The 12,477-nt window shown below is 31.6% G+C and carries 12 protein-coding genes and 1 riboswitch; of the genes, 3 read left to right on the top strand and 9 right to left on the bottom strand.

The genetic code is table 11. The features are described 5' to 3' along the window. Positions 1-69 precede the first annotated feature (69 nt). The 3 genes from N524_RS0103255 to N524_RS0103245 all read right to left on the bottom strand — a co-directional run bounded on the left by N524_RS0103255 (position 70) and on the right by N524_RS0103245 (position 4,291). On the bottom strand, positions 70-381 hold the full coding sequence (locus tag N524_RS0103255) for a rhodanese-like domain-containing protein (protein ID WP_017638279.1): 312 nt from the start codon (positions 379-381) through the stop codon (positions 70-72). Positions 382-405: 24 nt separating this feature from the next. Then, positions 406-2,820, bottom strand: coding sequence for a leucine--tRNA ligase (gene leuS / locus N524_RS0103250; RefSeq protein WP_029055637.1), 2,415 nt, complete (start codon positions 2,818-2,820; stop codon positions 406-408). A gap of 289 nt (positions 2,821-3,109) precedes the next feature. Beyond that, complete coding sequence (locus tag N524_RS0103245) at positions 3,110-4,291, bottom strand: MDR family MFS transporter (protein WP_029055636.1); 1,182 nt, start codon at positions 4,289-4,291, stop codon at positions 3,110-3,112. Positions 4,292-4,396: 105 nt separating this feature from the next. Here N524_RS0103245 and N524_RS0103240 point away from each other — a divergent pair, with 105 nt between their 5' ends. Together N524_RS0103240 and N524_RS0103235 are read left to right on the top strand one after the other, a co-directional pair. Continuing rightward, the gene (locus tag N524_RS0103240) at positions 4,397-5,350 is read left to right on the top strand and encodes a TIGR01212 family radical SAM protein (protein ID WP_017638282.1); all 954 of its coding nucleotides are present in this window, start codon (positions 4,397-4,399) and stop codon (positions 5,348-5,350) included. After that, positions 5,347-5,916 carry a tRNA (mnm(5)s(2)U34)-methyltransferase gene (locus tag N524_RS0103235; RefSeq protein WP_017638283.1) on the top strand — a complete coding sequence of 190 codons (570 nt, stop codon included), beginning with the start codon at positions 5,347-5,349 and terminating at the stop codon, positions 5,914-5,916. Before N524_RS0103240 ends, N524_RS0103235 begins: the two co-directional genes overlap by 4 nt. 51 nt (positions 5,917-5,967) lie before the next feature. Here N524_RS0103235 and N524_RS0103230 read toward each other — a convergent pair whose 3' ends face one another. Both N524_RS0103230 and N524_RS0103225 read right to left on the bottom strand, forming a co-directional pair. Continuing rightward, positions 5,968-6,369 carry a transcriptional regulator, SarA/Rot family gene (locus tag N524_RS0103230; RefSeq protein WP_017638284.1) on the bottom strand — a complete coding sequence of 134 codons (402 nt, stop codon included), beginning with the start codon at positions 6,367-6,369 and terminating at the stop codon, positions 5,968-5,970. A gap of 363 nt (positions 6,370-6,732) precedes the next feature. Further along, positions 6,733-7,560: an alpha/beta fold hydrolase gene (locus N524_RS0103225; protein ID WP_017638285.1), complete on the bottom strand. Its 828-nt coding sequence runs from the start codon at positions 7,558-7,560 to the stop codon at positions 6,733-6,735. A 232-nt stretch (positions 7,561-7,792) separates the two neighbouring features. Here N524_RS0103225 and N524_RS0103220 point away from each other — a divergent pair, with 232 nt between their 5' ends. Then, positions 7,793-8,794, top strand: a complete 1,002-nt coding sequence (locus N524_RS0103220) for a proline dehydrogenase family protein (protein WP_029055635.1) — start codon at positions 7,793-7,795, stop codon at positions 8,792-8,794. Between the two features lie 39 nt (positions 8,795-8,833). On the opposite strand, the gene ribH is transcribed toward N524_RS0103220, so the two are convergent. From ribH to ribD, 4 genes are read right to left on the bottom strand one after another with little or no spacing between them, the layout of a single operon-like run. After that, a complete protein-coding gene (gene ribH / locus N524_RS0103215) occupies positions 8,834-9,292 on the bottom strand; it encodes a 6,7-dimethyl-8-ribityllumazine synthase (RefSeq protein WP_029055634.1) in 459 nt (152 codons plus the stop codon). A 12-nt stretch (positions 9,293-9,304) separates the two neighbouring features. After that, complete coding sequence (locus tag N524_RS0103210; protein WP_029055633.1) at positions 9,305-10,486, bottom strand: bifunctional 3,4-dihydroxy-2-butanone-4-phosphate synthase/GTP cyclohydrolase II; 1,182 nt, start codon at positions 10,484-10,486, stop codon at positions 9,305-9,307. Positions 10,487-10,502: 16 nt separating this feature from the next. Then, positions 10,503-11,135 (bottom strand): riboflavin synthase, encoded by a 633-nt coding sequence (gene ribE, locus N524_RS0103205; RefSeq protein WP_029055632.1) that lies wholly within the window; start codon positions 11,133-11,135, stop codon positions 10,503-10,505. Between the two features lie 6 nt (positions 11,136-11,141). Then, entirely contained in the window at positions 11,142-12,185 is a 1,044-nt protein-coding gene (ribD, locus tag N524_RS0103200) for a bifunctional diaminohydroxyphosphoribosylaminopyrimidine deaminase/5-amino-6-(5-phosphoribosylamino)uracil reductase RibD (protein WP_017638290.1), read from the bottom strand. Between the two features lie 158 nt (positions 12,186-12,343). Continuing rightward, positions 12,344-12,473, bottom strand: a riboswitch (FMN riboswitch). Between the last annotated feature and the right edge of the window lie 4 nt (positions 12,474-12,477).

Raw genomic sequence — 12,477 nt, 5'->3', positions numbered from 1 at the left:
AGAGTTAGATTTGAATACCTTAATATAAAAGGCATTCAAAATCTAACTCTTAAAAATCACTTTCCAATATTAAATGTTTTTAATTTCTAATCCTTCTGTTCCCCATTCATTCATGCCACCTTCTACATTAACAGCATGAATATCATTATCTTCTAAATATTCAACAACTCTAGCACTGCGTGCGCCAGCAGCACAAATTATATAATAAGTTTGATTTGAATCGAATTCTTTTAAGTTATCAGGAATTTCATTCATAGGAATAGTCTTTGCACCAGGAATAATCCCCATTGCAGTTTCATTATCATTACGTACATCTACAATATTAATTGGATTTGAATCCAATATTTTTTCTTTCAACTCATCAATTGTAATTGATTCCATTATTAAAACTCCTTTTAAAATATTCTATTTAGCAACAATGTTGACTAATTTTTGTGGTACAGCAATTATTTTTTTAATTTCTTTACCTTCAATACTCATTTTAACATTATCATTTGCTAATGCTAAATCTTGCATTTCTTCTTTAGATAAGTCTTTAGGAATTTCAATTTTTGCTCTTAATTTTCCATTAACTTGGACCACGATTTCTACTTCATCATCGACTAGTAGCGATTCATTATAAGTTGGCCAAGGTTGATAAGTAATAGTATCAGTATGACCTAATCTTGACCATAGCTCTTCTCCGATATGAGGGGCTATTGGTGCTAACATAGTTACAAATCCTTCAATATAAGGTTTGTAAATTTCTTCTGCTTTGTAACAATCATTGATAAATACCATTAATTGACTAATAGCAGTGTTGAAACCTAGGCTATCAAAATCTTCTGTTACTTTTTTAACAGTTTGGTTATATGATTTATCTAAAGATTTATTATTAGTGTCAACAATTTTGTCAGATAAAGTGCCGTCTTCTTTAACAATTAAACGCCATACTCTATCTAGAAAGCGACGTGAACCATCTAGTCCCTTATCACTCCATGCTATAGCTGCATCTAATGGTCCCATAAACATTTCATATAAACGTAATGTATCAGCACCATGAGAATTCACTATATCATCAGGGTTAATAACATTTCCTTTAGATTTACTCATTTTTTCATTACCTTCACCTAAAATCATTCCTTGGTTATATAATTTTTGGAATGGTTCTTTTGTAGGGACAACACCTAAATCGTAAAGTACTTTATGCCAGAATCTTGCATATAATAAATGCAATACTGCATGTTCTACGCCACCAATATATAAATCTACTGGTAACCAGTGTTTTAATTTTTCAGGATCAGCAATCATTTTATCGTTTTTAGGATCAATATATCTTAAATAATACCAACAACTACCTGCCCACTGAGGCATAGTATTCGTTTCACGACGACCTTTCATTCCAGTCTGTTCATCAACAACATTTACAAACTCATCTATATTAGCTAATGGAGATTCACCAGTACCTGATGGTTTGATTTCGTCAGTTTCTGGAAGTAATAATGGCAGTTCTTCTTCAGGTACTGTAGACATAGAACCGTCTTCCCAATGGATAATTGGTATTGGTTCACCCCAATAACGTTGTCTACTAAATAACCAATCACGTAATTTATAATTAACTTTCTTTTCTCCTGCATGATGATTTTCTAATAATTCAATAGCCTTAGAAATTGCTTCTTCATTATATAATCCATTAAGTTCACCGGAGTTAACATGTGGACCATTGCCAGTGTATGCTTCAGTTTGAACATCTCCACCTTCAATCACTTCAATGATAGGTAATTCGAATTTCTCAGCAAATTCATGATCACGTTCGTCATGACCTGGTACTGCCATAACTGCACCTGTGCCATACGTAGATAATACATAATCTGCAATCCAAATTGGAAGTTGGTCACCAGAAATAGGATTAATCGCATAAGCGCCTGTAAACACACCTGTTTTTCCTTTAGCTAAATCTGTACGTTCTAAATCAGATTTTTTTGAAGCTTCTTTTTGATAAGCTTTGATTTCTTCTTCTTTATCATCACTAGTAATTTTATTAACTAGCTCATGTTCTGGACTTAATACTAAAAATGAAGTTCCGTAAATTGTATCTGGTCTAGTTGTAAAAACTTCAATTTTTTCATTAATACCTTTAACATCAAATGAAACTTTAGCGCCTTCTGAACGTCCAATCCAGTTACGTTGCATATCTTTAATTGATTCAGGCCAATCTAAATCCTCTAAATCTTCTAATAAACGATCCGCATATTCTGTAATTTTTAGTACCCATTGTTTCATAGGCTTTCTATAAACTGGATGACCTCCTCGTTCAGATACACCATCCACAACTTCTTCATTTGATAAAACAGTACCTAAAGCTGGGCACCAGTTTACAGCTACTTCATCAACGTAAGCTAAACCTTTGTTATACAATTGTATAAATATCCATTGTGTCCATTTATAATATTCTGGGTCAGTTGTATTAACTTCTCTATCCCAATCATAACTAAAGCCTAATTCTTGTATTTGACGTTTAAATGTTTGAATGTTTTGTTGAGTGAATTCACGAGGATCATTACCTGTGTCTAATGCATATTGTTCAGCAGGTAATCCGAATGCATCCCATCCCATCGGATGAAGCACATTATATCCTTGCATTCGTTTATAGCGTGAAATAATATCAGTTGCAGTATAACCTTCAGGATGACCTACATGTAGACCTGCACCTGATGGATAAGGAAACATATCTAATGCATAAAATTTCTTTTGACCTAAATTATCCTGTGTTTTAAACGTTTTATTCTCTTCCCAATATTGTTGCCATTTCTTCTCAATTTCGTTGTGATTGTAATTCAATACGTTTCCTCCTATTCAATAAAAAGACACCTCTCACTAATGATAAAGGGACGACCTAAGCCGCGTTACCACCCTTTTTCGCATTTTCAGCGCACTTCATTCAATAGTAAGAGATGTCATAATTAAATTCGTTATATTTTATAATGTTATTTTAGTCCTTAACACTAGTTCTCACCACACTAGTTCTCTGTAGAAAAGCGTCTAATAACATGTTATTACAAATTAATAGTATGTGATTATGCGTTCGATTGCAAGAGGTTACTATTAATTTTTAATTAATGTAGATATATTAATAATCCAGATATTTTTTGGCTGCTTTACTTTTAGTAAATAAACTTAAAATAATAATTGAAATACCAAGTAATAAAATGATTGTTAAAAACATTATTCTCATATTAAACATATCTACTAACACCCCACCAAATAATGGTCCAAGTGCTTTACCAACTGTAGAAGCTGAATTGACTATACCTTGATATTGTCCCACTTTGCCTTCTGGAGCTAATTGATTAGCTATCGTTGGAACAGCCGGCCATACAAACATTTCACCAAACGTTAAAATAACCATACCTATAACAAATATAGAAAATTGATGCGCAAAACTAGTAACTAAAAATGAACACATAAAAATAATAATACCAACAAACATTTGTTTTTTTAAATTACCTTTTAAAAGAACGATTACTGGTCTAATTAATGGTTGTGCAACTAAAATCATAATACCGTTTATTGTCCATAACACACTATATTGCGACATAGAAATATGGATAGATTGTGTGAATGACGCTATAGTTGTTTCCCATTGAATATAACCAATCCAACAAATAGCAAAGACAATACAAACTAAAATTAATGAAACAAATCGGCTAACGTTCTCTTGACTTTTCAAATCAATATTATCTTGTCGCTTAAGTTTAGCATTTATTACTAAATTAAATTGTGTGATTGCAACTAATGCAAATAGAACATACATAATTAAATTTGCCATAAAAATATAATTAAAACTAAATTCAGCAACAAATCCACCTAACGCTGCACCTAATGCTACGCCGATATTTTGAGCTAAATATATTGCGTTAAAGGTTTGTCTACCACCATTAGGCCAAACAGCTCCGGCCATGGCATAAATAGCGGGTATAATCATTCCGCCACCGAACCCAAGCAACACAAGCCATACAGCGTACCAAGGCCAACCATGGAATAAATTTAATAACGTCGTACTAAATAAACATGTAAATGTACCAATAAGTATTGTTTTATAACCACCAAGTTTATCAAATAATACACCGCCAAGTAGGTTGCCTACAACCATACCTAAAGAATTAATTAATAAAACTACACCAGCAATTGTTAAACTTTTATTAAGTTCTTCTTTCATGTAAATCGTATTTAATGGCCACAAAAAGCTGGCGCCCGTAATATTTAGAGCCATCCCAATTACAAGCCACCATACTGATTTTGGTATATTCATTTATTGAGTCCCCTCTTTATATTTTTCTCAATCTATAATAGACACTATAACATTAAAGTATGTTAAAATCTTTACTTAGATACAAAATAGAAAGGAAAATGTCTTATGGGTAATTACTTCCCGTATGCTTTTGAAGATAAAAGATATCATACTTGGAACTATCATTTGAAAAATAAATTTGGTCGCAAAATTTTCAAAGTAGCTTTAGACGGTGGATTTGACTGTCCCAATAGAGATGGTACTGTAGCGCATGGTGGTTGCACATTCTGTTCTGCTGCAGGTAGTGGTGACTTTGCAGGAAATCGTGCTGACCCAATTGAAGTTCAATTCCAACAAATTAAAGAACGTATGCATGAAAAATGGAGCGAAGGTCAATATATCGCCTATTTCCAAGCATTTACAAATACACATGCACCTGTAGAAGTATTAAAAGAAAAATATGAGCCAGTATTAAAAGAAGAAGGTGTTGTTGGTTTATCAATTGCAACACGTCCAGATTGTTTACCAGATGATGTTGTAGAATATTTAGCTGAATTAAACGAGAGAACTTATTTATGGGTAGAGCTTGGATTACAAACTGTTCATCAATCCACTTCTGATTTAATAAACCGTGCACATGATATGCAAACGTATTATGAAGGTGTAGCTAAGCTACGTAAACACAATATCAATGTTTGTACGCATATCATTAATGGTTTACCAGGGGAAGATTATGAAATGATGATGGAAACTGCTCGAGAAGTTGCACAAATGGATGTTCAAGGTATCAAAATTCATTTACTCCACCTATTAAAAGGTACACCAATGGTGAAACAATATGAAAAAGGTATGTTAGAGTTTATGTCACAAGATGATTATACTAATCTCGTATGTGATCAACTTGAAATTTTACCTCCAGAAATGATTATTCATCGAATTACCGGTGATGGCCCTATTGATTTAATGGTAGGTCCAATGTGGAGTGTTAATAAATGGGAAGTTTTAAATGAAATTGATAATGAACTAGCACGTCGTGATTCTTATCAAGGTAAAAAATTTGTGCAAAAGGTGAATTCATGAAATTAGAACGTATATTACCTTTTTCTAAAAGTTTAATTCAAAGCCATATCACTGAATCAAGTGTTGTTATAGATGCTACTTGTGGCAACGGTAATGATACCTTATTCCTTGCACAAAATGTACCTAACGGCTTTGTTTATGGTTTTGATATTCAACAATTAGCAATCACAAATACAGAGCAGAAAGTAGCTACATTTTCTAATGTAAAATTAATTAAAGATAGTCATAACAATGTAAAACAATATATTAAGGCTGAACATATTGGTAAAATTGATGCAGCTATATTTAATCTTGGCTATTTACCTAAAGGTGACAAATCGATAGTCACTACACCTAATACAACTATTAGTGCTATTAATAATATATTTGATATTTTAAGTGACGAAGGTATTATTATTTTAGTGATATATCATGGACATGATGAAGGTAAGATTGAACGTGATGCCTTAATGGATTATTTAGTACAAATAGATCAAAATCAAGCACACGTTTTACAATATCAGTTCATTAATCAAAGAAACAATGCGCCTTTTATATGTGCATTAGAAAAACGTGCTAACGTTTAATATAGTAAAAGGGTCCGAAGTAACTTCGTACCCTTTTTTACTATTCAGATGTTAAACTGATAAAATTGAATTTAAACTTGTCTGCATATGTTCTGATTTGCCTGTAATCGTCTTAGCAATAAAATCTAGCAATCCATCTTTTTGTTTAGCAAGTTTCTCGTTGAAATGAATAATTACTGTACGTTCATCATCTTGTGGACGTTCTTTATAAATCCATTCTGAATTCACTAAATTGTTATAAGTTCTTGTTCGTTTATAAGGCTTAATTTCAACAAACTCATCCATTTCTTTTAACGTCATTGAACCTTTTTCCCATAGGTTTAATAAAATTAAAATTTCTTCTTTTGACATGTCATATTCTCGTTGAATTGTTTCAAAAATAGAGCTAACATCTGATAATAGTTTGTCTAATTGCAAAATACCGTAAACTCTTTCATTTTCCCTTTGATTCATAGTAAACTCTCCCAAATTACAAGTATAAATTAATATTTCCTAAAGTAACCGATCCCCGAAATGACGCTATCGGTTAATCAAAAAATATGCTTTATAGCTTGTACAAATTTAACTGAATGCTTAATAAATGAAATGATTAACTGAGACATATGCATATGTTATAAATAAAAATATAATTTTGTAAAAATTAGAAACACTTTAATACACATAGCCTCTTTACATATTAAAATTATATTTTTTATCCAAACAAAATATATCAATACTACAATAAAATTGCAACTACAAATTAAAAAACATTTTACGTATTTTTGCCTATCAACCTTATAAAAAAGTGAATTAATATCCTACTATTTAAGTAGGTGTTTATATATCTTCTATCTCTTCTTCCTCAACGATGAAGCCCATTGTGTTAACACTATTATTTAAAAATGTAAGTACATAACGCATGACTTGATCACGTTCTGGTTCATTATGTATTTCATGATACAGACCATTCCATACTTTATAATATAATTCATTAGTAGCAAGCTTATCTTTTAGTTCTTTTGTGGCAGAAATATCAGAAATAATATCTTCTGTACCAAACATAATTAATGTCGGTAGTGATTTAATATCTTTAATGTGTTCCATTGTTTCTTTCATTGTTTCACTGACTAAGTTATACCAATGATATGTCACTTTTTTTAACATTAAAGCATCATTTTCAGTTTCTTCAATGACCTCATCATTACGTGTTAAATCTTGTGCTGTGATACCAATTTTAAAACGAGTATCTTTAGATGCTTTACCAACATTAGAAAGCAATTTATTCTTTCTACCTTTGCCTGATTGATTAAATTCTAATAGTGGTGAAATTAACATTAGTCCTTCAATAGGTAATTCAACACGTTCAAGTAAATTTAATAAGATTAACCCACCTAAACCAACTCCAAGTACAAATGTTGGAATTTTATATTCATTGGCTATCTTAATCCACTCTAGAACATTTTCATGATATTCATTAAAATCTTCAATTTGACCTTTATTTGCTCGAGATGTCTGTCCTTGTCCAGGTAAATCACCCATAATAACATGATAACCATTTCTTCTTAACATCGTAATGACATAAGCATATCGACCTGTATGTTCTAATATATTATGAGCAATGACAACAACGCCTTTCGCGTCATTTTCAGTTTCCCACTTCCACATTCTATAATTGCCCCTTTATCAAAAGTCTTTAGTATCATAATTATAGCAAAACATAACAATTGAATGCCATTTTAAATAATCAACTTATTTATTTGGTATCAAACCATTTACTTTTGATGTAATTTTGCAATAAATTTTATTAATTTCTTTATGTAAACGCTTTCTTGAATAAATGTTTCATGATACACTATTTTTAAACAAAGATTGTTATTGGGTTATGGAGGTATGTACGATGGGAGTTTTTAAAAATATATTTATAGCTTTGTCTAATAACAAATATTTAAATGACGCAGCTAAGCAAGTCGGTCCTAGAATGGGTGCTAATAAAGTTGTTGCTGGGAACACAATTCCACAATTGATAGAAAAAATTGAATATTTAAATGAAAATAAAATTTCAGTTACTGTGGACAATTTAGGGGAATTTGTTACGACTGAGAAAGAAAGCCAAAAAGCTAAAGAAGAAATCCTTGAAATAATGGAAGCTATAAATCAATATAATGTTGACGCGCATATGTCTGTTAAATTAAGTTTGCTAGGAAGTAATTTCGATTTAGATCTTGCATACCAAAATTTAAGAGAAATTTTACTAAAAGCTAACGAATATGACAATATGCATATTAATATTGATACTGAAAAATATGATAGTCTTCAACAAATTGTAGAAGTATTAGATAAATTAAAAGGTGAATTTAAAAATGTAGGAACAGTTATTCAAGGTTATTTATACGATGCCGAAAAACTGATAGATAAATACCCTAATTTACGATTAAGATTAGTTAAAGGCGCATATAAAGAAGATGAAACAATTGCGTACCAAACTAAAGAAGACATCGATGCTAACTATATTAAAATTATCGAAAAACGTCTTTTAAACGCAAGAAATTTTACGTCAGTTGCTACTCATGATCATGAAATCATTAGCCATGTAAAACAATTTATGAAAGAAAATCATATTGAAAAAGATCAAATGGAATTCCAAATGTTATACGGTTTCCGTTCTGACCTAGCCCAATCAATTGCAAATGAAGGCTATCATTTCACTGTTTATGTTCCTTATGGTGATGATTGGTTTGCTTACTTTATGAGAAGATTAGCTGAAAGACCTCAAAACTTATCATTAGCTGTAAAAGAATTCGCAACGCCAGAAACGCTTAAAAAAGCAGGATTATTTTCAGCAATTGTACTAGGATCTGCATCTATTTTAGGTTTAATTTCAAAATATATTCGTAAATAAGAAAACAAAACTCGGTTGAAAACAACCGAGTTTTTATAATTAAAATTGTTTTATTAAATTAGCCATTTCAATTGCGCTTACTGCCGCTTCTGCACCTTTATTACCTGCTTTAGTTCCTGCACGTTCAACAGCTTGTTCAATACTTTCAGTTGTTAATATACCAAATATGACTGGTACATCTGTTGCTTCATTTGCTTTAGAAACACCTTTTGCTACTTCATTACAAACATAGTCATAGTGTGATGTTGCACCTCTAATTACACATCCTAATGTAACAACCGCGTCATAATCACCTTTTTGAGCTAGTTTTCTTGCCACCATAGGGATTTCAAATGCACCTGGTACATAGGCAACATCAATATTACTTTCATCAACATCATGTCTAATAAATGTATCTTTTGCACCATCTAATAATCTACCAGTGATAAAATCATTAAATCTACTAACTACGATAGCTACTTTTAAATCTTTACCTATTAATTTACCTTCAAAATTCATTTTAATATCCTCCTAAATTAAATGTCCCATTTTTTCTTTTTTAGTTGTCATATAATCATGATTATATTTAGTTTCTGGTACTATAAGTTCTATACGTTTCTGAATATTAATTCCATATTCTGTTAAGCCTTCAAATTTCTTAGGATTATTACTTAACAAATTTACTTTTTCAACGTTAAAGTATTTAAGAATTTGTGCAGCAATATTATAATCTCGTAAATCATCATCAAATCCTAAAGCTAAGTTAGCAGTTACGGTATCATAGCCTTTTTCTATTAATTCATATGCTCGTAATTTGTTCATTAGGCCTATACCTCGACCTTCTTGAGGTAAATAAATAATCATTCCACCATGTTGTTCAATATATTCCATTGAAGCTTCAAGCTGTGCTCCACAGTCACATCTTTGACTATGGAAAATATCTCCAGTAAGACATGCTGAATGGATACGAACATTTTCATGAGAACGGACTTCTCCTTTAGTTACTACAACGATTTCTTCATCACTAAAGTCAGTCGTAAAACCATACATATCAAAAGTACCAAAGTCTGTCGGCATTTTAACTTTTGCATTTAAATTCACATGTGATTCATTAATACGTCGATACTCTATTAAACTTTCTATAGTTATCATTACCAAACCATGTTTTTCTTTAAAAGCTTGAAGATCTTCGCCTTTTGCCATTGTTCCATCTTCATTCATAATTTCACAAATAACACCAGCAGGTTTAGCACCTGTCATTTTTGCTAGATCTACTGCCGCTTCTGTATGGCCATTTCTTTCAAGTACTCCATTGTCTTTAGCAATTAATGGGAACAAATGGCCAGGTCGGTTAAAGTCTTCAGCTTTAGATTCATCATTAATTAAAGCTCTCGCAGTTAATGTTCTTTCATGAGCACTAATACCTGTTGTTGTATCAATATGATCAACACTTACAGTAAAATTAGTCCCGAATACATCTGAATTGTTTGTTTCCATTGGATTTAAAGATAACTTATCACTGATACTTGAACCAATTGGTGAACAAATTAAACCTCTTGCTTCTTTAGCCATAAAATTAATAGTTTCATCTTTCATCCATTCAGTAATTGCAATAAGGTCTCCTTCATTTTCCCTATCTTCGTCATCGACTACAATTATACTGTCTCCTTTTTTTAAAGCATCTAATGCATGTTCAATTTTGTCGAATTCCATATATTATTTCCTCCCCCTAAAAACCAAATGCTTTTAGTTTTTCTTCAGTCAAATTAGATTTATTTTGCTTAAATATATTTTCTACATATTTAAAGAGCACATCTGATTCTAGATGAACTTTATCTCCTACCTTTTTATTCGATAAAATAGTAGATCGTCTTGTTTCAGGAATCAAATGAATATCAAAAGCATCTGAATGGAGATCAAAAATAGTTAAACTTGTTCCATCGACAGTTATAGATCCTTGCTTAACCATTTGATTAAGTAATGACTTGGATGCTTGAATTTTAATAATCATAGAATTAGCAGATTCATTAATTTTTATTATTGTGCCTAAGTCATCAACATGACCTAAAACAAAATGGCCACCAAAACGTCCATTTCCACTCATAGCACGTTCTAAGTTTACTTCGGTATGACGCTGTACGTCAGCAAGATAGGTTTTATTTTCTGTACCTTTAATCACTTGTACAGAAAACGATTGTTCATCAAAATCTATAACAGTCAAACATGCACCGTTTACACTAATTGAATCGCCAACATGCATATCTTCTAATATTTTATCTGCAGCAATAACTAAAGTTCTAACTGATTGCTGAGTACGAACTTGTTGAACAGTACCAACTTCTTCAATGATGCCTGTAAACACCTGCAATCACTTCTTTCGCAAGATTAATTTAATATTTTGATTAATTAATGTGGAATTAACAATTTCAAATTGTGTAGTGTCTGGTAGTGCTATCGTTTTATCAGTTTTGAAAAATTGATATTTACCAGAACCACCTATTATTTTCGGGGCAAAATAAAGTACTAGGTGATCTAGATGATCAGATTGGAGAAATTCTGAAGTAATTTCGGGACCTGCTTCGACTAACAATTTCCCGATACCTTTTTGATATAAGTCTTTCAAAATTGACTCAATATCACATTGATTCATATATATTATAGTTATATTATTTTTTTCTGTTGTTAACGTTTTATTCTCTGTGTAAATCCAGATTGGAGATGAGTCATCATTGAAAAGTTGTTGTTGAAAATCCAACTTACCACTTTTACTCAAAATGACACGAACAGGATGTTTACCATCTTCAATACGAGTAGTATATAAAGGATCGTCTGCTTCTATCGTTTTTCTTCCTGTTAATACTGCATCGTGGTTATGACGTAATTGATAGACATCCTTTTTAACATCTTTGTTAGTAATCCATTTACTTTCACCATTATCTGTAGCCTGTTTCCCATCTAAGCTTGCTGAGACTTTAACTGTTAATTCTGGTATCTCATTACGTTTAGCAGTAAAGAAATCTTGATATAATTGTGCGGCTACAGCGTTATATTGAAATTCAACTTCAATACCTGCATTTTGTAATATGTCATCACCTTGTGATATTAATGTTGTATCTTTAACAGCATAAATCACTTTTTGAATTCCTGCTTCTATAATTTTATTTACACAAGGAGGAGTAGAGCCATGATGTGTACATGGTTCTAATGATACATATATTGTTGCACCTTTTGCTTCTGATTTCGCCATGTCTAAGGCTTGAACTTCAGCGTGTTTATCGCCTTTACGCAAATGTGCACCAATACCTACAATTCTGCCATTTTTGACTACTACAGAACCTACAGGTGGATTTACACCAGTTTGACCATCAACCATTTGTGCAAGTTGGATGGCATAATTCATAAAATTACTCAATATCTCACCTCTAAAATTAAAAAACCTTATACCATTGAAAATTGTTGTTTCAAGGCATAAGGCAATTTATATATCTTTATAAAAGCATATTTATACTTAACATAAACATACTTCATTAAACACATACTTATACAAATATATGTTAGTGTCGATAATCGTCATTCTTTCTCCCATCCAGACTTTAACTGTCGGCTCTAGATTCTCACTAGATCAGCCACTAACAAATGTTAGCAGGTCGCAGGCTTTATCACTGCCGGTTGGGAATTACACCCTGCCCCGAAAGAATTGAATA

Origin of the sequence: Staphylococcus sp. URHA0057 (assembly GCF_000620265.1) — a bacterium.
Taxonomy (GTDB): domain Bacteria; phylum Bacillota; class Bacilli; order Staphylococcales; family Staphylococcaceae; genus Staphylococcus; species Staphylococcus pasteuri.
This window is presented reverse-complemented; position numbering and strand designations above follow the sequence as displayed.

Excerpts from the sequence above, each read along its gene's own strand:
- N524_RS0103255 (WP_017638279.1), bottom strand. The coding sequence starts at position 381 with ATGGAATCAATTACAATTGATGAGTTGAAAGAAAAAATATTGGATTCA.
- N524_RS0103245 (WP_029055636.1), bottom strand. The coding sequence starts at position 4,291 with ATGAATATACCAAAATCAGTATGGTGGCTTGTAATTGGGATGGCTCTA.
- N524_RS0103220 (WP_029055635.1), top strand. The coding sequence starts at position 7,793 with ATGGGAGTTTTTAAAAATATATTTATAGCTTTGTCTAATAACAAATAT.
- N524_RS0103240 (WP_017638282.1), top strand. The coding sequence starts at position 4,397 with ATGGGTAATTACTTCCCGTATGCTTTTGAAGATAAAAGATATCATACT.
- N524_RS0103230 (WP_017638284.1), bottom strand. The coding sequence starts at position 6,369 with ATGAATCAAAGGGAAAATGAAAGAGTTTACGGTATTTTGCAATTAGAC.
- N524_RS0103225 (WP_017638285.1), bottom strand. The coding sequence starts at position 7,560 with ATGTGGAAGTGGGAAACTGAAAATGACGCGAAAGGCGTTGTTGTCATT.
- N524_RS0103210 (WP_029055633.1), bottom strand. The coding sequence starts at position 10,486 with ATGGAATTCGACAAAATTGAACATGCATTAGATGCTTTAAAAAAAGGA.
- ribH (WP_029055634.1), bottom strand. The coding sequence starts at position 9,292 with ATGAATTTTGAAGGTAAATTAATAGGTAAAGATTTAAAAGTAGCTATC.
- N524_RS0103235 (WP_017638283.1), top strand. The coding sequence starts at position 5,347 with ATGAAATTAGAACGTATATTACCTTTTTCTAAAAGTTTAATTCAAAGC.